The 22,909-nt window shown below is 63.4% G+C and carries 16 protein-coding genes and 2 pseudogenes; 7 read left to right on the top strand and 11 right to left on the bottom strand.

The genetic code is table 11. The annotated features are described in order from the left end of the window. Positions 1-29 precede the first annotated feature (29 nt). Both E4P82_RS15110 and E4P82_RS15105 read right to left on the bottom strand, forming a co-directional pair. A pseudogene (locus E4P82_RS15110) lies at positions 30-1,869 on the bottom strand (Hsp70 family protein). Next, complete coding sequence (locus E4P82_RS15105) at positions 1,866-2,411, bottom strand: DUF2760 domain-containing protein (RefSeq protein ID WP_169249669.1); 546 nt, start codon at positions 2,409-2,411, stop codon at positions 1,866-1,868. Before E4P82_RS15105 ends, E4P82_RS15110 begins: the two are co-directional and overlap by 4 nt. Before the next feature lie 221 nt (positions 2,412-2,632). Between E4P82_RS15105 and E4P82_RS15100 the strand changes: the two genes are divergently transcribed. Next, on the top strand, positions 2,633-2,998 hold the full coding sequence (locus tag E4P82_RS15100; RefSeq protein WP_169249668.1) for a response regulator: 366 nt from the start codon (positions 2,633-2,635) through the stop codon (positions 2,996-2,998). A gap of 59 nt (positions 2,999-3,057) precedes the next feature. Here the strand turns inward: E4P82_RS15100 and E4P82_RS15095 are convergent, their stop codons facing one another. The 4 genes from E4P82_RS15095 to E4P82_RS15080 all read right to left on the bottom strand — a co-directional run bounded on the left by E4P82_RS15095 (position 3,058) and on the right by E4P82_RS15080 (position 6,874). Next, complete coding sequence (locus E4P82_RS15095) at positions 3,058-3,669, bottom strand: DNA-J related domain-containing protein (RefSeq protein ID WP_169249667.1); 612 nt, start codon at positions 3,667-3,669, stop codon at positions 3,058-3,060. Beyond that, the gene (locus E4P82_RS15090) at positions 3,666-4,430 is read right to left on the bottom strand and encodes a hypothetical protein (protein ID WP_169249666.1); all 765 of its coding nucleotides are present in this window, start codon (positions 4,428-4,430) and stop codon (positions 3,666-3,668) included. Before E4P82_RS15090 ends, E4P82_RS15095 begins: the two co-directional genes overlap by 4 nt. Next, positions 4,427-4,993, bottom strand: a complete 567-nt coding sequence (locus tag E4P82_RS15085; RefSeq protein WP_169249665.1) for an RNA polymerase sigma factor — start codon at positions 4,991-4,993, stop codon at positions 4,427-4,429. The genes E4P82_RS15090 and E4P82_RS15085 overlap by 4 nt, the downstream gene beginning before the upstream one ends. 75 nt (positions 4,994-5,068) lie before the next feature. Continuing rightward, the gene (locus E4P82_RS15080; protein WP_169249664.1) at positions 5,069-6,874 is read right to left on the bottom strand and encodes a vWA domain-containing protein; all 1,806 of its coding nucleotides are present in this window, start codon (positions 6,872-6,874) and stop codon (positions 5,069-5,071) included. A gap of 148 nt (positions 6,875-7,022) precedes the next feature. Here E4P82_RS15080 and E4P82_RS15075 point away from each other — a divergent pair, with 148 nt between their 5' ends. After that, positions 7,023-8,069 carry a serine/threonine-protein kinase gene (locus tag E4P82_RS15075; protein ID WP_169249663.1) on the top strand — a complete coding sequence of 349 codons (1,047 nt, stop codon included), beginning with the start codon at positions 7,023-7,025 and terminating at the stop codon, positions 8,067-8,069. A gap of 13 nt (positions 8,070-8,082) precedes the next feature. Here the strand turns inward: E4P82_RS15075 and E4P82_RS15070 are convergent, their stop codons facing one another. From E4P82_RS15070 to cysM, 3 genes are all read right to left on the bottom strand, one after another. After that, the gene (locus tag E4P82_RS15070) at positions 8,083-8,490 is read right to left on the bottom strand and encodes a DUF350 domain-containing protein (RefSeq protein ID WP_169249662.1); all 408 of its coding nucleotides are present in this window, start codon (positions 8,488-8,490) and stop codon (positions 8,083-8,085) included. A gap of 157 nt (positions 8,491-8,647) precedes the next feature. Beyond that, on the bottom strand, positions 8,648-9,973 hold the full coding sequence (gene rlmD / locus E4P82_RS15065) for a 23S rRNA (uracil(1939)-C(5))-methyltransferase RlmD (protein ID WP_169249661.1): 1,326 nt from the start codon (positions 9,971-9,973) through the stop codon (positions 8,648-8,650). A 76-nt stretch (positions 9,974-10,049) separates the two neighbouring features. Beyond that, the gene (cysM, locus tag E4P82_RS15060) at positions 10,050-10,958 is read right to left on the bottom strand and encodes a cysteine synthase CysM (RefSeq protein WP_169249676.1); all 909 of its coding nucleotides are present in this window, start codon (positions 10,956-10,958) and stop codon (positions 10,050-10,052) included. A 165-nt stretch (positions 10,959-11,123) separates the two neighbouring features. On the opposite strand from cysM, the gene E4P82_RS15055 reads away from it, so the two are divergent. Together E4P82_RS15055 and E4P82_RS15050 are read left to right on the top strand one after the other, a co-directional pair. After that, positions 11,124-12,908 carry an autotransporter assembly complex protein TamA gene (locus tag E4P82_RS15055; RefSeq protein ID WP_169249660.1) on the top strand — a complete coding sequence of 595 codons (1,785 nt, stop codon included), beginning with the start codon at positions 11,124-11,126 and terminating at the stop codon, positions 12,906-12,908. Continuing rightward, the gene (locus tag E4P82_RS15050; RefSeq protein WP_169249659.1) at positions 12,905-16,705 is read left to right on the top strand and encodes a translocation/assembly module TamB domain-containing protein; all 3,801 of its coding nucleotides are present in this window, start codon (positions 12,905-12,907) and stop codon (positions 16,703-16,705) included. Before E4P82_RS15055 ends, E4P82_RS15050 begins: the two co-directional genes overlap by 4 nt. A 31-nt stretch (positions 16,706-16,736) precedes the next feature. Here the strand turns inward: E4P82_RS15050 and E4P82_RS15045 are convergent, their stop codons facing one another. Continuing rightward, a complete protein-coding gene (locus E4P82_RS15045) occupies positions 16,737-17,318 on the bottom strand; it encodes a thioredoxin family protein (protein ID WP_169249658.1) in 582 nt (193 codons plus the stop codon). Between the two features lie 286 nt (positions 17,319-17,604). On the opposite strand from E4P82_RS15045, the gene E4P82_RS15040 reads away from it, so the two are divergent. Both E4P82_RS15040 and acnB read left to right on the top strand, forming a co-directional pair. Further along, positions 17,605-19,005 (top strand): DegQ family serine endoprotease, encoded by a 1,401-nt coding sequence (locus E4P82_RS15040; RefSeq protein WP_169249657.1) that lies wholly within the window; start codon positions 17,605-17,607, stop codon positions 19,003-19,005. Positions 19,006-19,211: 206 nt separating this feature from the next. Continuing rightward, positions 19,212-21,803, top strand: coding sequence for a bifunctional aconitate hydratase 2/2-methylisocitrate dehydratase (acnB, locus tag E4P82_RS15035; protein WP_169249656.1), 2,592 nt, complete (start codon positions 19,212-19,214; stop codon positions 21,801-21,803). Positions 21,804-21,879: 76 nt separating this feature from the next. Here acnB and E4P82_RS15030 read toward each other — a convergent pair. After that, positions 21,880-22,419: pseudogene (locus E4P82_RS15030) on the bottom strand (IS5 family transposase); the annotation flags it as partial. A 92-nt stretch (positions 22,420-22,511) separates the two neighbouring features. Here E4P82_RS15030 and E4P82_RS15025 point away from each other — a divergent pair. Further along, a partial coding sequence (locus tag E4P82_RS15025; RefSeq protein ID WP_281383703.1) for a transposase occupies positions 22,512-22,909 on the top strand: 398 nt, incomplete at its 3' end.

Genomic DNA, 22,909 nt, shown 5'->3' with positions numbered 1-22,909 from the left:
TAGCGGGGGGTGCTGGAACGGGCGATGGTTCAGTGCTCCCCGCGCACGTCGAACTCGACTTTCCAGGCTTCCCCGCCTTCGCGCGGCACGGCTTCCAGCCGCAGCGTGCCGACCTCGGTTACCGCAGCGTGCAGTCGCACCGGTACCACTTCGCCGGGTTGGCGATCCTCGGCGGGCAAGGTCGCTTCGATCTCGTCCAGTTCCTCGACCTCGTCCACCGTCCACTGCTCCAGCACCGCGCCCACCTGATCGGTGCGCCGCACCGAGGACCCGAAGAACCGGAATCGCACCGGCTCGCCGACCACCAATCCTACTTCCTGCGGCGGCAGTTCGGCCTGGGTGCCCTCTTCCATGCCGAACGGCGCGATGCACAAGGCTTCGATCGGCGGTTCCATCCCCGGTACCGCCGGCATGGCACTTTCCACGCCGACGTAATAGGACTTGGCGGTACCACCGCGAATCCGTACTCCGCGCCCGCGTCGCACGTAGCCGTAATAGGCCGCGCCAAGCGCCACCGCCAAATCGAGATCGCTGCCTTCCAACAAACGCGCGGGGGGGAGCGCCCTCGGCCGCCAACCAGCCATTCAGCACGGTCAGGGTCCGCTCCAGCAAGGGTGGCGCCTTGAACACGCCACCGTTGAACAGCACCGCGGTTGGATGCAGGAAACTGGCCTGCTCCGGCAGCCGACCCTCGAAACCAGGCAGATGTCGAGTCGCCTCCACCTGCCGGCCCAGAAACGCCGCCAAATGACGGGTCATGGCCGCATCCTGCGCGTAGGGCAAGCCCAGCTTGGTCAGCGCCGCCCGCGCCCGCGCCGCCGGCCGTGCCGCCGCTTCCACGATCGGAAAGAACCCTTCCATCAAGGTGTGGGAGACCTCGTCGCGGGTCAGTTCGGTGCGCAAGGTGCCGCCGATCAGCTTGGAACCGCGGCTCGGCACCACCACCGGCACCGCCCCGACTTCGCCATGACTCAACAGGGTTTCCTTGGCCGACCGGCAACCGTGGGTCAAACCCTGCAACTGCCAGGGATCGAGTTGGATACCCTGCTCCGCCAGCTTGGCTCGGACCGCGTGTGCCAAGGCCAAATCCATGTTGTCGCCGCCCAGCAGAATATGCTCGCCGACCGCCACCCGCACCAGTTCCAGGGAACCGTCGCGTTCGGTCACGGCAATCAGCGAAAAGTCGGCGGTACCGCCGCCCAGGTCGATCACCAGGATGATATCGCCAAGCTGGACCTGCTTGCGCCACCCTTCCCGAGTGGCCAACACCCAGTGGTACAAGGCCGCTTGCGGTTCTTCCAGCAACACCAGATGCCGCAAGCCGACCGCCTCCGCCGCTTCGGCGGTCAATTCGCGGGCGGCGGGATCGAAGGAGGCCGGCACGGTCAGCACCACGTCTTGCTCGATCAGTGGCGCATCGGGATGCTGATGGTCCCAAGCGGCGCGCAAGTGTTCCAGATAGCGGATCGAGGCTTGCAACGGCGAAATCTGTCCCACTTCCTCCGGCGCTTCCACCGGCAGGATGGCGGCACGCCGATCCACCCCGGGATGACACAACCAGCTTTTGGCGCTGGACACCAAGCGAATCGGCGTCCGGCTGCCCATCGCCCGCGCCAGTTCGCCGACCACGAACGGGGGTTCGCCCCAAGGCAGAACCCGATCTTCCGGCCGCAGTTCGTCGGGATGCGGCAAGTAGAGAAACGAGGGCAGCATCGGCCGCTCCTCGACCGCGCCGGGCGCGGTCAACTGCGGAATGAGTTCGATCCGTTCAACCACCTCATCGCCGTCGCTGGCGGTCAGATCCACCGCCGCCAACACACAGTGGGTGGTACCCAGATCGATGCCCACCGTGTAACGAGCCGTGCTCATAGCTCCACCTCCGCCGGCGCCAGCACCTGAACGTCATGACCCTCGGCCACCTTCGGCAACTTGATCTCGGCCACCCGCCAGCCGCGATGCATCAAGGTCCCGGTGAAGGGCGGTTGGCCGACCACGTTACCGGTCAACCGCACCGCCGTGGGATTGAAACCGGCCGGCACGGTCAACCTCGCCCCTTCCGCTTCCTCGCGCACCGGCTGAATGCGTAAATAATCGCGCACCACCTTGCAACATCCCTCATGCACCACCCGCGCCGCGCCCCCGATCTCGGTATCGGAATACGCGGTCACGTTTTCCTGCAGGAAATCCACGAACCGCCCCTCCTGCTGCAACAGCGCCAGCAATTGCAAGGCGGAATCCGGCGAAGTTTCCTTGAGCACCGGTCTGGCGGGTTCCGCCGTCGGCGCAAGCGCCGCCGTACCCCCTTCAAGCCGCAGCACGCCGACGGCAAACCCTTCGTCGATCAAAATTCGTCCGAACGCACGCAGCGCCAGGATCAGGCGATTTAAAAAGCTCAATGGCGAATCACTCATACAACGACCCCTCACGAATCAACCTCATTATTTGGGTATCCTACCATGTGCCGGTGAACCGCCGACCACAACAAAACCATCCCCCGACCAGCAAATTTCGCTTATGATGATGGGATCGATGAATAGCGTATGACTCGCCAGATTTTCCCCCGAACGGGTTGACCACCGCGTTATGCCGGCGACGCGCGGACGATACGCAAGACTATCCCAGGAGTAGCAGCATGGCCCGCATATTGATCGTCGACGACTCACCCACTCAGGCGCTGAGTCTCACCAAAATACTCAAGAAACACGGGCACGAGATTCTGACCGCCAAAAACGGCGCGGAGGGCATCGAAGTCGCCAAGGCGGAATTGCCGGATCTCGTGCTCATGGATGTGGTGATGCCCGGAGTCAACGGTTTTCAGGCAACCCGCCAGATTACCAAGAATCCCTCCACCAGCCATATCCCAGTCATCATCGTCACCACCAAGGACCAGGAAACCGACCGGATCTGGGGCGCGCGGCAAGGCGCCAAAAGCTACGTCGTCAAACCGGTGGAAGAAGCCACGCTGATTGAAGCCATTACGCAGTATTTACCCAAATAACCGACCGCCCCCCAGGCGCATCCGTCACCGGCAATTTCCGGCCGTGGCATGGGATAGGGTCAGACGCATCGGTCGAGTTTCTCTTCCAACACCGCCAGTGCCGCATTGATCTCGCCCAAGCGCTGGCCATCGCCGCCCCGGTCGGGATGATGGCGCATCGCCAACCGCCGGTACCGCCGCTTGATGGCCGCCGCATCGATCGGGTCTCGCAGATCCAGCACCGCCAACGCCGCCCTTCGCCGCTCGTCCCGCCGACGCGCGGCGTGGAAATAGCGCAGTAGCTCAACGACCTCGGTGATCGTCATTGTTGCCAGCCTGGCCAAATCGGCGTAGCACGGCGCAAAGTCGGGCTCACTCGGCGCGAGCGCGGTCCCACCGCAAGGCAAGGCTTCGAACTCCAGCACGATACCCAGCGGGTCCACCCGCAAACGGCCGTGCCGCTCGCCGGCCAAGCGATCCCGCAACCGGTAGAGCGCATGAAACAGCAGATAGTGACCGCGAAACAGCTTGAGTGGTTCACGGGCGCTGAAACCCGCAAACAAGGGATCGCTGACACGCAGCTTCTTCAGCAGCTCGTGCTCGCTCAGTCCGGCGGGATGGGCGGCCAACAGGTCCAGCAAACGTGCCTCCAAGGCTGCCAGCGCGGACGGCGAAGGAAGCGCTTCATTCATTGCAGCGGGCTCGGCGCGACCTCCAGCGGATAATTCGGGTACCGCCGTCGGAACTCCGCCAGCTTGGCGTCCGCTTCCGCCGTCCGGCCTTGATGCCGCAGTTCGGCAATGGCCGCCAGCCATTCCTCTGGCGAGTATTGATCCGACCGATCTTGCGATGCAGCGCCCTGGTCGGCCCGTTGACCCGTCGGCGCGGCCCGAAGCCAATCCCGTGCTCGTTCCCGCTCCTCCCGTGCTCGTTCCCGCTCCGCTGGCGCGGGCCGGCGCGGCATCGACTCCTGTTCCAACTCGACCGGCGGCGCGGCGGCCGGCAAGGCTGGCAGCGATTGCGGCGCCACTCGAACCGCCTCGCCCAAGGGCATGGTGGGTCGTAATTCCACGGCGGGTGACGAAGGGCGATCATGGTCACTGAACTGGGCGCGGCCGGCGGCGGTGGCATCCGCCTCGGCGGCGGATTCGGCTGCGGAATGGAGCGCCGTCTTGTTCTCGGGCGACGGACCCCATTCACCGCTCTCGCGCGCCAGCCGTACGATGCCCACCGCCAGCACCACGGTCGCCGCCAACGCGGCCGGCACCGCCCACAGCCGGGTTCGTCGCCGCCGGGAGGGCGGCGGCGCCAGCGTCGAGACCGGTTGCGGCGCGGCGTTGGCGGCCGTCAGGATACGTTGGTCCAGCCAAGCCGGCGGCTCGGGGTCGCGGGTGACCCGGTACAAGGCCGACAGATTCTCGTCGTGGAATTCCGCATTGCGTGGATCGCTCATCGCGCACCTCTCAAACCCTGTCGCAGGCGGGCCATGGCATAACGCAGGCGGCTTTTGACGGTCTCCCGACCGGTGCCGGTGGCCTGGGCGATTTCCTCCAGCGACAATCCGGCTTCTTCCTTCAGCAACACGGCCTCGCGCTGGGCCTCGGGCAATTCGGCCAACAGCTCCAATAGGCGTTCGGCCTGGCGGCGGCGGTCGTCTTGCGCCTCCGGCTGCACCTCGGCCGGTGCCGGTACCTCGGCCCACTCCGGGCAATCCTCGGCGTAGGATAGCGGCAGGCCTCGACTGCTGGCGCGGTAGTGATCGATCAGGCGATTGTGGGCCAGTCGGTATAGATAAGTGGTGAATCTAGCCTGCACGGTGTAGCCGGTCCGGGCGGCGATCAGCTTCAGCCACACGTCCTGAAACAGTTCCTCGGCCAACGCCGGCTGGCCGCATTGGCGCAATAGATAGCGATACAGTGCCCCTTTGTGGCGAGCGTACAGCGCCGCGAAGGCATCGGCATTGCCATCCCGGTAGCGCAGCATGAGGGTTTCGTCGGCATCGTCTTCGGTCCGCATGGAAACAAGGTATCAGGGAACGAGGATCAGATTCCAGATTCTAGGAAAATCCGTCCCTTGTCCCCTGATACCCAATCAGCGGATCGCTTGGCCCTGCTCCCCACCTTGACCGGGATCGAGCGACCGCGCCAGCCCGACCAAAGTTAGGAACTCGCCCCGATAACCATGGGGATCGCCGCTCCGCGCGGTACGGGCCAGCGCCAGCACCTCGTCGTAGCCAAAATCGTGGGTATGGCGCCCGCCGCGCAGCACCTGGCCAAAACCGGCCACCGCCGCCGCGAAGCGGAATCGCTCGCTGGTTTCCCGCCAGTCCCCGACCGCTTGCCCGCGACGGATCGGCTGTTCCAGCAACTGGCTGACCTCGCCGTCCAGCTGCTTGTAGCGCAAGCGCAGGAAGGCGATCTCGTCGCCGCGCGGCGTGGCGGCGTCGGTCGCCGGCTGGCCGTAGCGCAGCGGCTCGGTCAAACTACCGCCACTGCCCTTCAGGGCGATTTCGTACAACGCGGTGACTGTGTGCCCGGCGCCGATATCGCCGGCATCCACCGCATCGTTGTTGAAATCCTCACGGCGCAGGATTCGATTCTCGTAGCCGATCAGGCGGTATTCCTCGACTAGCGCCGGGTTGAACTCGATCTGGATCTTCATGTCCTTGGCAATGGTCAGCAACGTGGCGCTCATCTGCTCGACCAGCACCTTGTTGGCTTCTTGGAGGGTGTCGATGTAGGCGTGATTGCCGTTGCCGGCATCGGCCAGTTGCTCCATCAACCGATCGTTGTAGTTGCCGGCGCCGAAACCGAGCGTGGTGAGCGCGATGCCGCTCTTGCGCTGAGTTTCAACCAGATCCTTCAATGCCTGGAAATTGACCGTGCCGACGTTGAAATCGCCGTCGGTGGCCAAAATCACCCGGTTGACGCCGCCCTCGACGAAGCCCTGCCGGGCCAGGTTGTAGGCCAGTTGAATACCCGCGCCGCCGTTGGTGGAACCACCGGCGCTGAGCTGATCCAGAGCCGCTTCGATCTTCGCCCGCTGACTGCCGGACGTGGGTTCCAGCACCATGCCGGCCGCGCCGGCGTAAACCGCGATCGCCACCTTGTCCTCCGGCCGTAGTTGCCGGACCAGCAGTTTCAGTGCCGGCTTGAGCAGGCCGATTTTGTCCGCCGAATCCATCGAGCCGGACACGTCGACCAGGAATACCAGGTTGGCGGGCGGCAACTGGGTTCTCGGCAATTCGTAGCCCTTGATGCCGACCGCCAGCAGCAAGGTTTTGGGATTCCAGGGCGTCGGGGCCAGTTCGGTGTTGACCCGGAACGGTGGCTGACGATCGTCCGGCAGCGGATAGTCGTAATCGAAGTAGTTGATCAGTTCCTCGACCCGCACCGCGTCGCGCGGCGGCAGTCGGCCGGCGTTGAGAAAGCGGCGAACGTTGGCGTAGGCGCCGGTATCGACGTCGATGCTGAAGGTGGACACCGGCTGCTCGGCGGCGCGCTTGACCGGATTGTCCTCGACCTGGGCGTAATTCTCACGGTCGGTTGGTTCGCTGGGCGCGCGCAACTCATCCGTGTCCCGCCGGCTGGACATGCGGGCCGGCGCGAGCGCGGTGGAATCCTGGGCCGCCTGCCTTGCGGCTGATAATCGTGCGCTGGGCTCGACCATTGCCAGCACCGGGCTGGTCGGCACTGACGTTGTGGAAACCGGCTGATCGGCTTTCCCAACGACTGACCTGGTCGTGGCTCGCTCCGTGGCGGAGCGAGCCACGACCAAGTGTGACTGGCCAGCAGCCTGTCGCTTGGATTCGGCCACATCTTGTGGCGGCGCGGTGGGCGAGCAGGCGACGAGCAGGACAGCGATCAGCAAGGCATGGAGCGATAGAGACCGAATCATGGCGTTTCCTTCGAAGGTTGTGATTTCATTGCTATAAACGCCCACGGCGACACAATGGGGTTAAAATCGGATTTCCCTCGCTCGAAAGCCCGCCCCCAGCTTGCCGTTTGCACCGACCTGTCCCATTATTTTTCCATTCCGCTTCGGAATGTCCGCAAGGTACCGCGACCCCCCATGGAAATGCCCCAGATTTCCGGCTATCAATTCGAAAAAATCATCGGCAAGGGCGCCATGTCCACCGTCTATCTGGCGCTCCAGGAATCCTTGGGCCGCCGCGTGGCCATCAAGGTGCTGTCCCCCCGGTCTGGCCGGCGACCCCATCTTCAGCAAACGCTTCATCAAGGAAGCCCGCATCATCGGCAAGCTTGGCCACCCGCATATCGTCACCATTTTCGACGCCGGCAATCTGGACGATGTGTACTACATCGCGATGGAATACCTGGAGGGCGGCACGCTCAAGGAGCGGATCAAGGCAGGGCTGACGCCAGACCAGGCGGTAACGATCCTATGCCAGATCGCCCGCGCGCTCGGCCGGGCACACCAGCAGCATTGCATTCATCGCGACATCAAGCCGGCCAATATTTTGTTCCGCAATTCGGACACGGCACTGCTATCGGATTTCGGCATCGCCAAGAATACGCTAGACAAGACTCAGTTGACCGCCGCCGGCTGGCGGCTCGGCACACCTAATTACATGAGCCCGGAACAGGCGTTGGCCAAGCCGACGGACGCGCGCAGCGATCTGTACAGCCTGGGGGTGGTGTTCTACGAGATGCTGACCGGCACCCGGCCGTTTCAGGGGGCCGACGCTTTCGATATCGCGCTGAAGCACCTCAAGGAACCGGTACCGACCCTGCCGGAACCGCTCGGCCGCTTTCAGCCGGCGATCGATCGGCTCTTGGCCAAGGAACCCGAGGAGCGATTCGCCAGCGCCGAGGAATTGGTGGAGGCGGTCCAGGACGCGATGGCTGGGAAGACGGCGGCGATTTCACGCCCACCCAAGCGCAAGGCGGCGGTCAAGCCCATTCGCGACGTAACCAGCGTTCAGGTTCCGGCCAGCGCCGCGCCGCCATGGCGGCGGGCATTGCCGTGGATTCTGGCCGGATTGCTGGCCGGACTGGCGGCGTCGCTGGTCTACTGGTTCTGGCCCGCGCTTTCGACCGCGCTTTCCTCGATCATGGGGCCGTCCGACTAGCAGCGCGGCCGGCTCAGTAGCTCATGCAGGCGGCGTTGAGGATGCCGATGGCAACCGATAGCGCACCGAGAAATACGCCGGTGGCAATCCGGCCGGCGGGAATATCGCGGCCGAGCTCGGGCAACAGCAGAAACCGCGCCGCCAGATAGACCAGCACCTGCACGACCAGCGCGATCAGCCCCCAGACCGCCATGTCGGGCAGGCCGACGCTGTGAGTGATGGCGCTGGCCAGCGGCAGCACGAAGCCGAGCACGGCGCCGCCGAGACTGGCCGCCGCCGCCGCGTTACCTTCGCGGATCAGGGCAATTTCGCGGTAAGGGGTGATGAAAACGTACACTGTCAGAAACAATGCCAGCAGGCCGATGGCGGTGGCGAAGTAGGACAGGAACGCGGGCAAACCGGACAGGGATTGGGTCAGCATGACGATTCTTCCTTCCATTTGAGTCGGGCATCGGAGAAGGATAGCCCAAACCGATGGCCCCCCAAACCGCGCGGCGTTCTCGCGGCGGAAGACCCGACCCCGACATCATTGGCGACGCGGGCTTGGCCGATCTTCACAAAACGCCATGACCGACCCGTTATACCCGGCGGACCAGCACCGCCATCGATTCGACATGCGCGGTGTGAGGAAACATATCCAGCACCCCAACGCTCTCCAGCCGATAAGTGAAACGGTGGACCAACTCACCGACATCCCGCGCCAGCGTGGCTGGATGACAGGACACATAGACCACTCGTTCCGCACCCAGCGCGGCCACCCACGGCATCATCTCCAACGCGCCGGAACGAGGCGGATCGAGCAAAACCCGCTCGTAACCACCCCGCGCCCATCCTTGATCGCGCGGATCGCCGGTCAGATCGGCGGCGTGGAAAATAGCGTTCGCGGCATTGTTGCGCGCGGCGTTGTGTCGCGCCCACTCCACCAAGCTGGCGTCGCCTTCCACGCCGACCACCTCTCGCGCCCGGCGAGCCAACGCCAAAGTAAAATTGCCCAACCCGCAGAACAGATCCAGCACCCGATCTTCCGGCCCGACTTGCAGCAACTCGCAAGCCCGCCCAACCAGTTGCCGATTGATGGCGGCGTTGATCTGAATGAAATGCCAGGGTTGAAATTTCAGGTCCAGATCGAAATCCGGCAAGCGATAACCAAGCTCCGGCTGCTCCGGCCACAATGCCCGCACGCTGTCCGGCCCACCCGGTTGTAGGTAAAGCGCAAAACCGTGCCGCTCGCCGAACGCCTGGAGTTGTGCCCGATCCTCGGCGCTCGGCGGCGCCAACACCCGGAAATTCAGCCCCATCGTTTCGTCCCCGCCGGCAATCTCGATCTGGGGCAAGCGATCGCGGATGGACAGGGTATCGATGAGTTGCGCCAGTGGCTCCAACAAACCGCCCAGCCGTTCGTCCAGCACCTCGCAGCGGCGCAGGTCGGCCACGAATGGACTGTGCCGCTCGCGAAAACCGATCAGGGTACGTCCCTTCTTGGCGACATGCTTGACCCCCAGCCGCGCCCGCCGCCGGTAACCCCACAGCGGTCCGATCATGGGTTCCAAAACCTGTTCCGGCCGGACCTTGCCGATGTGAGTCAAGCTGTCCAGCAACCAACGCTGCTTGACGGCGAGTTGCTCGGTTGGCTGCAAATGTTGCAGGGTGCAGCCGCCGCACACCCCGAAATGCGCGCAGCGTGGTTCGATCCGCTCCGGCGCGGCCCGCAAGACCTCGACGGTGCGGGCCTCGTCGCGGCGACTCCGGCGGGCGGTGTAGACGCAGCGGACTTCTTCGCCGGGCAACGCACCTTCGACGAACACGGCTTTGCCATCCCGTCGCGCCACACCCTGACCTTCGTGCGTCAGGTCATCGACGCGAACCACGAACGGTTCCACCGGAATCTTGGATTTCTTGGCCATGGTGCTCGAAATGAGTTGGGGTTTCCCCGCCTTGGATCAGGACAGGGAACGTAAGGCACCGGGACGATCCGACCTTTTAATCGGAAAACAGCCCGGTGGATAGGTAACGGTCGCCGCGGTCGCAGATGATGGTGACGATCACCGCATTCTCGACCTCCCGCGCCAGTCGTAGCGCCACCGCCACCGCCCCGCCCGCCGATACCCCGCAGCAGATGCCTTCCTCGCGGGCCAGCCGGCGGGTGATCTCCTCGGCTTCCGCCTGATCGACATCCAGGGTTCGATCCACCCGCGCCGGGTCAAAGACTTTCGGCAGATACTCCAACGGCCAACGACGAATGCCGGCAATGCAGGACCCCTCGGTCGGCTGCACACCGACGACCTGTATCTGGGGATTCCGTTCCTTGAGATAGCGCGACACCCCCATGATGGTACCGGTGGTACCCATGGCGCTGACGAAGTGGGTGATCCGACCACCGGTGTCGCGCCAGATTTCGGGACCGGTGGTTTCGTAGTGCGCCAGCGGGTTGTCGGGGTTGCCGAATTGGTCGAGCACCCGCCCCTGCCCTTCCCGCTCCAGTCGCGCGGCCAGATCGCGCGCACCCTCCATGCCTTCTTCCTTGCTTACCAGAATCAGTTCGGCGCCGTAGGCCCGCATCGCCGCCCGCCGCTCGGCGCTCTGATTTTCCGGCATGATCAATTTCAAGCGGTAACCCTTCACCGCCGCGATCATCGCCAACGCGATGCCGGTATTGCCGCTGGTTGCCTCGATCAGCACATCACCGGGCCGGATTTCGCCGCGCGCCTCGGCCTGCCGGATCATGCTCAGCGCTGGCCGATCCTTGACCGAACCGGCGGGATTGTTGCCTTCCAGTTTTCCCAAAACGAGACTGCTGGCGTTTCCCGGCAACCGCCGCAACCGAACCAGCGGGGTATTGCCAACCGTGGATTCGAGCGCGGGATAGCAAAACCCGGAGCTCTCTTGCATCCCGTTTAGGGAAAAGGCGTCATCAAACATTTTCCTGTCCCGTCAAATGTGATAAGGATTATAACCGCTACCATACAGGGAGACCGCGCGAACCCGGCCTCGTTTCGCCTTGCCCCCAGCCCCGGCTCGCGCCATTCACCGACCGCAAGCAAGCCAACGCCCATCATGCCTCAATCCGGTTTGACTCTCCTCCAGAGCTGGTTCCTGTTCTGTTGCCTGACGCTGGCGGTCGACTCGCTGAGCGCTCAGGAACCCGAATCGCCGCCCACCGCCAACCCTTCCCTAACCCTGACCGTCGAAGGCGTGGACGGCCCGTTGCGCGACAACGTACTGGCTTTTCTGGAACTCAACCGTTTCGCCGGCAAACCCGCGCCGGACGAAGTCCGCCTGCGCTGGCTGCACAACAACGCCGAGCGCGAAATCCGCAAGGCGCTGGAGCCGTTCGGCTATTTCGAGCCCACCATCGAGGCGTCCCTGACCCGTACCCCGGAAGGCTGGGTGGCGCGCTACCGGATCGAGCCCGGCCGGCCGCTGCGCATCGCGGAAATCGACGTCAAGGTACTGGGCGAGGGCGCGCAGGACCCCGCCTTCCAAAAACTGCTGGACAACCTGCCGCTGGCCCAGGGTCAAACCCTGGACCAGCCCAAATACGAACAGATCAAGGCCGCGATGGAGTTGCTGGCGACCGAGCACGGCTATTTCAATGCCCGCTTCACCGAGCGCTCCATCCGCGTCGACCTGCAAGCCTACAGCGCGACTATCCACCTGCACTACGATACCGGCCAGCGCTTCCGCTTTGGCAATATTGCCTTCAAGCAGGATTTTCTGTCGCCCGAATTGCTGGCCCGCTACCCCCGCTTCAAGCCCGGCGATCCCTACAACGTCAACCAACTGCTGAAGCTGCAAAGCGATCTCGGCAACAGCAATTATTTCAGTCAAGTGGAAGTCAACGCCCCGCCCGACGCCAGCACCGCCACCACGCCGGTCGATGTCACGCTGGAGCCGGGCAAGAAACGCAAATACAGCGCCGGCCTGGGTTACGGCACCGACACCGGCTTTCGGGGCAAACTGCGCGTCGAGCGGCGCTGGCTCAACCCACAAGGCCACCATTACGAAGCCGAACTGGGGTATTCGCAAATCAAGTCGCTGATCGCTTTCAAGTACATGATTCCCGGCACCGACCCAACCACCGACGAATACGCCATCACCACCGGCTATGTCCGCCAGAACGACAACGACAAAGATTACGAAACCTACAAGATCGGCGGCAGCCTGCAACAACAAGATGGCAAGTGGTTGAAAAACTACAGTTTGAACTTGCAGTACGAAGAATACACCATCGGCAACCGGCCTTCGTCCGAACAATCGCTATTACTGATTCCCAGCTTGGACTGGACCTGGGTGGACGCCGACGACCGCGCTTATCCCCACCGTGGCCTGCTGTTCGGTTTCGGGCTGCGCGGCGCATCGACGGCGCTGCTGTCGGACACCAACTTCCTGCAAGGATTGTTGCAGCTTCGCTGGATCCACGCTCTGAACGATAGCAATCGACTGCTCGTCCGAGGCAACTTCGGGGCTACGGTGGTCGATAATTTCGAGAAGCTGCCGACCTCCCTGCGCTTCTTCACCGGTGGCGACGCCAGCGTGCGCGGCTACGCCTACGAAAGCATCGGCCCCACCGACCCCGACGGCACCGTGGTCGGCGGCAAGAATCTGGCGGTGGCCAGCCTGGAATACGAGCATCGGATTTGGGGGAACTGGGGCATCGCCGCTTTCGTCGACACCGGCGATGCCTTCGACGGCGCCTCTCCCGACTTGAAAACCGGCGCCGGGCTGGGAGTGCGCTGGCTCTCGCCGGTCGGTCCGCTACGAGTGGACTTCGCCTCCGGTCTGGACCGTCCGCCGGGCAGCGCCTTCCGCTTTTCCTTCAGCATCGGACCCGATCTATGAGCGCCACCCGCCTGCTGCGCCGTACCCTGTACTGGCTGCTGGCGCTACCGCTGATCTTGCTGCTGCTGGGACTGCTGGTTGCCGGCTTCGCGGTCTCCACCGAGACCGGTTTCAACGGCTTGTTGGCGCTGGCGCAACGGGTACTGCCCGGCCAGCTCAGCTACGACCGGGCCAGCGGCCGGCTGCTGGGGCCGCTGCGGATCGAAGGACTGCGCTACCAGGACGGTCCACTGCAAGTGGCGCTAACCAACGGCGAACTCGACTGGCAGCCCGCTGATCTGTTCGACGGCGCGCTGACCATTACCCGTCTGCACGTCGATGGCCTGGACCTGGCGCTGCCGCCCGGCAAGGACACGCCGCCGTCCGACCAACCGTTGGAACTGCCCGATATCCGGTTGCCGCTGGCACTCACCGTCGCCGATCTGCAAGGCAGCGACCTCCATATCCGACCCGCTGGCGCCGAACCCATCCAGATCGACGCCGTGACCCTGAAGACCCGCACCGAGGCCGAGGCGCTGCTCGTCGAGGTGCTGGACCTGCGTTCGCCGCTGGCCGATGTCCGGCTGGATGGCCAGATCACGCCCACCGGCGACTATCCGCTGCATGTCCGGCTCGACTGGCGCGCGCCGGTCCCGAATTACGGCGATTTCCAGGGCGTAGGTGAATTGCGCGGCACGCTGCGCGAACATCTGGAACTAACCCAAAAAATCGCCGGCGCGGCGGCGCTGGAACTGCACGGCGACGTTCGCCAGGCGCTGACCAAGGAACCCGCCTGGTCGGCCACCGTCAAGCTGGAGGTGACCGACCTGAAACCCTTCGTCCCCGATCTAGCCGGCAAACCGCTGACTGCCCAGATCACCGCGAAAGGCGTGCTGGCCCGCTTCGAGGGTCAGGGCGAAATCAAGGCCACCGTGCCGGAACTCGGCCCCGCCACTCTGCGCTTTACCGCGGCCGGCGACGACAAGGCAGTGAAGCTGAGCGAATTGAAGCTGGCCGCTGTCGACCGGCCGTTGGCACTGGACGCCAAGGGCGAGCTGCAATTCGCCGAATTGCGCTTCAAGGCCAGCGGACAATGGCGTTCGCTGGCTTGGCCGTTGACCGGCCCCGCGCAAGTGGAAAGCGCCAGCGGCGAGTTCGCCGCCGAGGGCATGCCCAAGGATTACCGCTTCCAGCTCGCCGCCGAACTGCAAGGCCCGGAGATTCCCAAGGGCCGTTGGACCCTGAACGGTCAGGGTTCCGATCAGGCGGTGCGCGCGGTGCAATGGAGCGGTCAGACGCTGGAAGGCACCCTCGAAGGCACCGTCGATGCCGCCTGGGCGCCCGTCGTCAGTTGGAAAGCGACGCTGGCTGGCGCTGGCCTGAACCCCGGCGCTCAGTGGAAGGAGGTGCCCGGCAAACTGAATCTGCGGCTCAAAAGCGATGGCGGGCTGGATGACGGCAAGCTGCGCGCCAACGTGTTGCTGGAAGAACTGACCGGCACCTTGAGCGGCCAAGCGTTGCGCGGCAGTGCCGATGTCAGCGTGCTGGACCAGGATCTGACCGTCAAGACCCTGCGTTTGAATGCCGGTCCAGCCCGGCTGGAGGCGGAAGGTACGCTGGCGAAACGCTGGGATTTGCACTGGACCCTGAATGCGCCGGAACTGAAATCGCTGGTTCCCGGTGTCAGCGGCGGCGTGGCCAGCACCGGCACTCTCAGCGGCTCCCGCGACCGCCCACGGGTGGCGGCCAACTTCACGGTGCGCAACCTGCGCCAGGGCGATACCCAAATTCAGCGCTTGCAAGGCGAAGCCGACGTCGATGTCGGCGGCAGCGACCGTTCCCGGCTGAAACTGAACGGTGAAGGGCTGGTGCTGGGCGGCCAACACTGGAAATCCGTGACCCTGGACGGCGGCGGCACCCCGAACGCGCACGAACTCAAGGCCGAACTGAGCGGCGATCCGGGCCGCTTCGCGCTGGCGCTGGCCGGCACACTGCAACTACCAGCACTAACCTGGCAGGGCCGCATCACCCAACTGATGGCCAAGGACACCCTCGCCGGCACCTGGAACCTGGAAAAAGCGGTCGCCGTGCAAGCTTCGGCTGAAAAAGCCAGTCTCGACAACGCCTGTCTGGCCAGCACCCCGAGCCGGCTTTGCTTGCAAGGTCAATGGAACGGCGCGCGCGGTTTCAACGGCCGTGTGCAGATCCAAGAGCTGCGGCCGGAACGCTTCAAACAGTTCCTGCCGCCGGGCATGAACCTGACAACCCGCATCGACGCCCAGGCCGAAGTGAACGGCGGACCCAACGGCGCGCTGCAAGGCAAGCTCAATCTCGACATTACCCCCGGCGCCCTGCAAATGGTGGCGGACGGACGCACCCTGCGCTTCACCCTCAAGAGCGGCACGCTGCGCGCCCAAACCGACGGACGCGCCGCAACCGGACAGCTCAAGCTCGACTTGGCGCAGACCGGGCAGTTGCAGGCCGACGCTCAGGTACGCGATCCCTTCGGCGCCGCTCGCGTGGACGGCAAAATCGTCGCCGCCATCACCGATCTGAGCCTGATCTCGCTATTCGCGCCGCAAGCGCAGGAAGTCACCGGCCAGTTGCGGGCGGATGTCAACGTGACCGGCACGATTCCCAAACTGGCGCTGCGCGGCGCGATCCGCCTGGAAAACGCCGGCGCGGCAATTCCGGCGGCCGGCATCAAATTGGAGGATTTGCAGTTCACCGTCACCAGCAGCGGTCAGGGGCCGCTGCAACTGAGCGGCTCGCTGCGATCCAAACCCGGCCAACTGCAACTGAGCGGTGAAGTGGACCCGCTGAAACCGCAACTGCAACTGAATATCAAGGGCCAGGATTTTCAGGCTTTCGACACCTCCGATATCCGTGTCCGGCTCAGCCCGGATCTGAAGCTGGAAGTCACTCGGGAACTGGTGCGTGTCGATGGGCAGGTCATTATCCCACAAGCGTATTTGAACCCTGGCGGCGTGGGCGGCGACGGCCCAAGTCCGATCGCGTCTTCCGAAGACCTGACAATCGTCAACGACCGCGACGGCAAGACCAGAGCCCAGGCCAAGGGACCGGCTATCCATGCCCAGGTACGCGTGATCCTGGGCGATGACGTGCAAGTGGTCACGCCAGCCTTCAAGGGCAAGCTCAGAGGTAACCTACTCGTGATGCAAACGCCAGGACTGGCGCCACGCGGCAGCGGCAGCGCCGAAATCGTCGCGGGTACGTACAAGATTTACGGCACCGAGATCAATATTCAGCGAGGGCGGGTATTGTTCAGCAACAGCCCACTCGACAATCCTGGACTGGATATACGGGTAGCTCGCGAGTTCAGCAGCGGCAGCAGCGGTAACACCACGGTCGGCGCCCAAGTCCAGGGCACGCTGCAAAGGCCGCGACTGACCCTGTTCTCCGATCCGTCGATGCCCCAAAGCGACATCCTGTCCTATCTGGTTTTGGGCCGGGCGCCCCAAGGGGGTGGCGGCGAATCGGCGATGCTGTTCAAGGCCGCCAGCGCCCTGGGTTTGGGGGGCGATGCACTCGCCAAGGGGCTGGGCAACACGGTTGGGCTGGACACCGTGCAACTCGACACGGGAACCAATGAAAACAACGGAACCACTGAGGAGAGCACGTCGCTGACGCTTGGCAAGTATCTCACCCCGGATCTATATGTCGGATACGGGGTCGGTTTGGTCAATGCCGTCAACACGATCTATATCAAGTACCGGCTGACTCGGAGACTGATGTTCGAATCCAACAGCAGCGCGCTCGGCTACGGTGTCGACCTGATCTACAACATTGAGCGTTGAGTCGTGCCCCCCACCCACGAACGAGGATTTCTCAGCGCGAATAGTCCGGTTCGTGGCCGGTTTTCCATTTGATGTTGCAGCCGATGCTGGGCTGCTGCGTGGATGGGACCGGCCGACCGGCCAACAGCGCAGCAGCAGCCGCCCGTAAGTCGCTCCCGGTCACCGGGACCTTGTTGCCGGGCCGACTGCCATCGAATTGGCCGCGATACACCAGCTTGCGGCCGGCGTCGAACAGGAAGAAATCCGGTGTGCAGGCGGCGCGGTACGCCTTGGCGACCGTCTGGCTCTCATCATGGAGATAGGGGAAGGGATAGCCGAAAGTCTTGGCTTCCTCGGCTATTTTCGCCGGGCTATCGTCGGGATAATTAGCTGCGTCGTTGGCGCTGATCGCCACGATGGCCAAATCTTTCGCTGGATAGTCGTGGGCGAATTGGACCAATCCTTGGCGGATGTGCTTGACGAACGGACAATGATTGCAGATCACCATGACCAGCAAGGCCGGGGCGTCCTGAAAATCGCCGAGGGATACCGTTTTCCCGGTCATCGGCTCGGGCAGGCTGAAGTCGGGGGCCGGCGTGCCCAGAGGCAGCATGGTGGAAGCGGTTTGCGCCATGGCGCCAGATCTCCTTTACGATGGATTTAGAGAGACGCGGACCAGCAGCCAGCGCCCGGACTTTGGATCAGACCCTCCGCCACGGTGTTCGGTTGCGCCACGACCCTCCAGGCCCGCCTATTCTAAAGACGCGGTAGGCGGTATTCAGATGGCTCCCTGACCGACCTCTCGCCCGAACCAAGCGGACAACTGACGGTCAATCCCGACGAATCGGATGGTTTTCCAGCCTCCGTCGCCTCACCACTCATCAACAAACCGATCCCGTTCATTTCAGGAGAATCATTCCATGCAACGCTTCAGGCAACCGTTCTGGCTGGTCACTGTCTTCACCCTGCTGTGGAGCGCGGCCGCCAGCGCGGCGGACTATCCCGATTTCGTCACCCTGGTCGAACGCTATAGCCCGGCGGTGGTCAGCATCAACACCAAATCGGAACCCAAGGAAAAAGATCGACCCTGGCACGGCCATCCGTCAATTCCCGAAAACAGTCCATTCTTCGACTACTTCAAGAAATTCTTCGATCAGATGCCCGAGCTGAGCCCGCAGCCACGCTCTTCGGTCGGCTCCGGCTTCATCCTCTCGGCGGATGGTTACGTGATCACCAACGCCCATGTCGTCGAGGACATGGACAGCATCATCGTTGGCCTGTCCGACCGCACCGAACTGCCCGCCGAGGTGGTTGGCAAGGACACCCGCAGCGACATCGCCCTGCTCAAGGTCAAGGCCGACACCCCCCTGCCGACCGTCAAGATCGGTAACATCGGCAAGGTCAAGGTCGGGCAGTGGGTGCTGGCCATCGGTTCGCCCTTCGGCTTCGAACGCAGCGCCACTCAGGGCATCATCAGCGCCCTGGGCCGCAATCTGCCCAGCGACAATTATGTGCCCTTCATTCAGACCGACGCCGCCATCAATCCGGGCAACTCTGGCGGCCCGCTATTCAACCTCGACGGCGAAGTCATCGGCGTCAACTCGCAGATCTACAGTCGCTCCGGCGGCTATCAAGGACTCTCCTTCGCCGTGCCGATCGATGTGGCGGTGGACGTGGTGGAACAACTCAAGGCCGGCGGCAAGGTCGCTCGCGGCTGGCTGGGCGTGCTGATTCAGGAAGTCACGCCGGAGCTGGCCCAGTCCTTCGGGCTCGACAAACCGCGCGGCGCCCTGGTCGGTCAGGTGATGGACGACGGTCCGGCGCTGGCGGCCGGTGTCCAGGCCGGCGACATCATCGTCGCCTTCAACGGCCAACCGGTTCGCCATTCCAGCGAACTGCCGCTGATGGTCGGCCGCACCCGTCCCGGCAACAAGGTGCCGCTGATCGTGATTCGCAATGGCAAGGAACAGACCCTGACGGTCCAACTCCAGGAGCTGCCCGAGGAAACCAAGCTGGAACAAGCCATCGCCGAACCGCCGAACCGCAACCGGCTCGGCCTGATCGTGACCGAACTGCCCGCCGATCAGCACCAGCAGGGTGAATCGGGCGTACTGGTCAAGGATGTCAAGGAAGGCCCGGCCGCCAGCGCCGGCATCCGCCCCGGCGACATCATCACCCGCATCAACAACGCCGAAGTGGCCAATCCAACCCAGTTCGCCGAACTGGTCGGACAACTGCCGACCGGACGCCCCGTGCCGGTGCTGATCAAGCGCAACAACGGCGCGCTATTCCTGGCGCTGACCATCGCCGAAAAGGAATAAGTGCTCCACCCACCAAACAGTGAGCGTACCGCAAGGCAACATTCACAGAAACCGCGCTTCAACGCTACAATAGCCGCGCTCTTCATGCCGGAACACGCTTGCCATGCCATCGGCAAGCGTGTTCCGGCCGCTCCCATGCTGGAATCCAACCGCGCCGGTCGCCCGTACCCGCGGGCACCGGAACACATAACCAAGGAGGTTTTTCCGTGCTCGAAAACTATCGCCAACAAGCCGCCGAACGCGCTGCCATGGGCATTCCCGCGCTGCCGCTGGACCCGCGGCAGACCGCCGATCTGGTCGAACTACTCAAAAACCCGCCGCAGGGCGAGGAAAACTTCCTGCTCGAACTGATCACCCACCGGGTACCGGCCGGCGTCGACCAGGCTGCCTACGTCAAGGCTGCCTTTCTGGCCGCCGTCGCCAAGGGCGAAGCCCAATCGCCGCTGATCTCCCAAGTCCGCGCCACCGAACTGCTGGGCACCATGCTGGGCGGCTACAACATCCAGCCGTTGATCGACCTGCTGGACAGCGCCGAGTGCGCCCCGGCCGCCGCTCAAGCCTTGTCACACACCCTGCTGATGTTCGACTATCGACATGGCGTCAAGGACAAGGCCGATGCCGGTAACCCTTTAGCTAAACAGATCATGCAGTCCTGGGCCGAGGCCGAATGGTTCACCAGCCGCCCCAAGGTGCCGGAGAAAGTCACCGTCACGGTGTTCAAGGTACCCGGAGAGACCAACACCGACGATCTCTCCCCCGCCCCCGACGCCTGGAGCCGTCCCGATATCCCACTGCACGGCCTGGCAATGCTGAAGATGGCGCGGCCCGGCATCGAACCCGACGAGCCCGGCAAGATCGGCCCGCTGAAACTGATCGAATCACTCAAGGAAAAAGGCCACCCGGTCGCCTATGTCGGCGACGTGGTCGGCACCGGCTCCAGCCGCAAATCCGCCACCAATTCGGTGCTGTGGTGGACCGGCGAGGATATCCCCTACGTCCCCAACAAGCGCTTCGGCGGCTACTGCCTGGGCGGCAAGATCGCGCCGATTTTCTTCAACACTCAGGAAGACGCCGGCGCGCTGCCGATCACCGATTGCGACGTCACCAAGATGAACATGGGCGATGTCATCGACATCTACCCCTACGAAGGCGTGGTCAAGAACCATGACAGCGGCGCCGAACTCAGCCGCTTCAGCTTCAAATCCGACGTGCTGCTGGACGAAGTACAGGCCGGCGGGCGCATCAACCTGATCATCGGCCGCGGCCTGACCGACTGGGCGCGCGAAGTCATGGGTCTGGCGCCATCCACCGTGTTCCGCCGCCCGGTGGCGCCGCAGAGTTCCAGCAAGGGCTTCACCTTGGCGCAGAAGATGGTCGGCAAGGCTTGCGGCGTTGACGGCATCCGCCCCGGCACCTATTGCGAGCCCAAGATGACCACGGTTGGTTCTCAAGATACCACCGGCCCGATGACCCGCGACGAATTGAAGGATCTGGCCTGCCTGGGTTTCTCCGCCGATCTGGTCATGCAGTCGTTCTGCCACACCGCCGCCTATCCCAAGCCGGTGGACGTGCAGACCCACCACACCCTGCCCGACTTCATCTCCAGCCGCGCCGGCGTGGCGCTGCGACCGGGCGACGGCATCATCCACTCCTGGCTGAACCGGATGCTGCTGCCCGACACCGTCGGCACCGGCGGCGATTCGCACACCCGTTTCCCGATCGGCATCAGCTTCCCGGCTGGCTCCGGTCTGGTGGCGTTCGCCGCCGCCACCGGCTCCATGCCGCTGGACATGCCGGAATCGGTGCTGGTGCGTTTCAAGGGAACCATGCAACCCGGCATCACCCTGCGCGATCTGGTCAACGCCATTCCCTACGCGGCCATTCAAGCGGGCCTGCTGACGGTGGCGAAGGAAGGTAAGAAAAACATCTTCTCCGGCCGTATCCTGGAAATCGAGGGCCTGCCCGATCTGAAGGTGGAGCAAGCGTTCGAACTGTCCGATGCCTCCGCCGAACGCTCCGCCGCCGGTTGCACCGTGCGGCTGAACAAGGAGCCGATCATCGAATATCTGAACAGCAACATCACGCTGCTCAAATGGATGATCGCCAATGGTTATCAAGACGCCAAAACCCTGGAGCGCCGGATCAAGGGCATGGAGGAGTGGCTGGCCAACCCGACCCTGATGGAACCGGACGCCGACGCCGAATACGCTGCGGTGATCGACATCAACTTGGCCGACATCAAGGAGCCGTTACTGGCCTGCCCCAACGACCCCGACGACGTCAAGACCCTGGCCGACGTGGCCGGTGCCAAGATCGACGAGGTCTTCATCGGTTCCTGCATGACCAACATCGGTCATTACCGCGCTGCCGGCAAGGTACTCGCGGGCAAATCTGGCATCCCGACCCGCTTGTGGATCTCGCCGCCGACTAAGATGGACGCCCATCAACTGAGCGAGGAAGGCTACTACGCCACCTTCGGCACGGCTGGTGCGCGCATGGAAATGCCCGGCTGCTCGCTGTGCATGGGCAATCAGGCTCGGGTGGCGGACGGCGCGACGGTGGTGTCCACCTCGACCCGCAACTTCCCCAACCGTCTCGGTAAAGGCGCCAATGTCTATCTGAGTTCGGCGGAATTGGCGGCGGTCTGCGCGCTGCTGGGCAAGATCCCGACCTTTGAGGAGTACATGAGCTACATGGGCGAGATCGGTGCCAAGGGCGCCGAAATCTACCGTTATCTGAACTTCGATCAGGTGCCGGAATATCGCGAAGTGGCGGACAAGGTGAAGCTGGCGGCGTAAGCACTTACGGACCACTAGTTTCTGATCAATACCAATCCCCGTAAGGTCTGCTTACGGGGATTTTTTTAGAACGTGTTCACGATCTTCTGAGCAGCAACGCCAGGAATGCCAAGTGGACGAACTGCAGGCTGGTATTGAGCCAGCGCTCGCAGTTCTTCGATAGCCTGCGATTCTTGTCCAGCCAAGCAAAGCTGCGTTCCACCACCCAACGCTTGGGCATGACTTTGAAGGTGTGCAGCTCGCTGCGTTTGGCAATCTGCACAGTGACCTGCTCGCCCAGCACCTCGCGCACGCCCCGCGCAAAGGGCTCGCCCGTGTAGTCGCTGTCGGTCAGCACGCTTTGCACTTGGTTCAGCGCTGCCTTGCAGCGCTTGAAGGCCTGCAAGGCTCCCTTGCGGTCCGTGACCTCTGCCGTGGTCACCGCCACCGCATGCGGCAACCCCTGGGTATCCACCGCGATGTGGCGCTTGATGCCCGAGATCTTCTTGCCAGCGTCATAGCCCTTCAGGCCCGCTGTGTCCGTGTTCTTCACACTCTGTGCGTCCACGATCAAGAGCGTGCTGGAGGCGTTACGCCCCGGTCTCTCGCGGACCGCGCCAACCTGATTTTTTTTAACGTCAGTTCTGGATAAGGATGGGGAGATGGCCCCCGGTGTGGAACCTGTTAAGGTTCCTGGTGACCACACCGACTACACCGAGGGTCATCCCGATGAGTTTAGAAGACTTATTCTGTGACGTTGATGAGTTCTGCCCAGTCTTCCTGCCCGCTTGGCATCGTCAACTCCTGACGGAAGGTACCCGCCAACGACGGCGTGCCAGTCGTTTGACCCTCAGTGAAATCATGACGATCTTGATTTATTTCCATCAATCGCAGTACCGCAACTTCAAGGCCTTTTATCTGTTGCAAGTGTGTCCGCATTGCCGGGGCGAGTTTCCCAATCTATTGAGTTACAATCGGTTTGTGGCCCTGATTCCCACCGCCCTGATGCCGCTGTGCATCTATCTCCACACTCGCCGGGGCGAGGACACCGGGATCGCCTTTATCGATGCGACGTCCTTGGTGGTGTGCCACAACCGCCGCATTCATAGCCACCAGGTCTTCAAGCA

The organism is Candidatus Competibacter phosphatis, assembly GCF_012939995.1.
GTDB lineage: Bacteria > Pseudomonadota > Gammaproteobacteria > Competibacterales > Competibacteraceae > Competibacter > Competibacter phosphatis.
This window is presented reverse-complemented; position numbering and strand designations above follow the sequence as displayed.

What these genes read in the sequence shown, in the direction of transcription:
- E4P82_RS15105 (WP_169249669.1), bottom strand. Translation starts at nt 2,411, where the DNA reads ATGAGTGATTCGCCATTGAGCTTTTTAAATCGCCTGATCCTGGCGCTG.
- E4P82_RS15100 (WP_169249668.1), top strand. Translation starts at nt 2,633, where the DNA reads ATGGCCCGCATATTGATCGTCGACGACTCACCCACTCAGGCGCTGAGT.
- E4P82_RS15095 (WP_169249667.1), bottom strand. Translation starts at nt 3,669, where the DNA reads ATGAATGAAGCGCTTCCTTCGCCGTCCGCGCTGGCAGCCTTGGAGGCA.
- E4P82_RS15090 (WP_169249666.1), bottom strand. Translation starts at nt 4,430, where the DNA reads ATGAGCGATCCACGCAATGCGGAATTCCACGACGAGAATCTGTCGGCC.
- E4P82_RS15085 (WP_169249665.1), bottom strand. Translation starts at nt 4,993, where the DNA reads ATGCGGACCGAAGACGATGCCGACGAAACCCTCATGCTGCGCTACCGG.
- E4P82_RS15080 (WP_169249664.1), bottom strand. Translation starts at nt 6,874, where the DNA reads ATGATTCGGTCTCTATCGCTCCATGCCTTGCTGATCGCTGTCCTGCTC.
- E4P82_RS15075 (WP_169249663.1), top strand. Translation starts at nt 7,023, where the DNA reads ATGTCCGCAAGGTACCGCGACCCCCCATGGAAATGCCCCAGATTTCCG.
- E4P82_RS15070 (WP_169249662.1), bottom strand. Translation starts at nt 8,490, where the DNA reads ATGCTGACCCAATCCCTGTCCGGTTTGCCCGCGTTCCTGTCCTACTTC.
- rlmD (WP_169249661.1), bottom strand. Translation starts at nt 9,973, where the DNA reads ATGGCCAAGAAATCCAAGATTCCGGTGGAACCGTTCGTGGTTCGCGTC.
- cysM (WP_169249676.1), bottom strand. Translation starts at nt 10,958, where the DNA reads ATGCAAGAGAGCTCCGGGTTTTGCTATCCCGCGCTCGAATCCACGGTT.
- E4P82_RS15055 (WP_169249660.1), top strand. Translation starts at nt 11,124, where the DNA reads ATGCCTCAATCCGGTTTGACTCTCCTCCAGAGCTGGTTCCTGTTCTGT.
- E4P82_RS15050 (WP_169249659.1), top strand. Translation starts at nt 12,905, where the DNA reads ATGAGCGCCACCCGCCTGCTGCGCCGTACCCTGTACTGGCTGCTGGCG.
- E4P82_RS15045 (WP_169249658.1), bottom strand. Translation starts at nt 17,318, where the DNA reads ATGGCGCAAACCGCTTCCACCATGCTGCCTCTGGGCACGCCGGCCCCC.
- E4P82_RS15040 (WP_169249657.1), top strand. Translation starts at nt 17,605, where the DNA reads ATGCAACGCTTCAGGCAACCGTTCTGGCTGGTCACTGTCTTCACCCTG.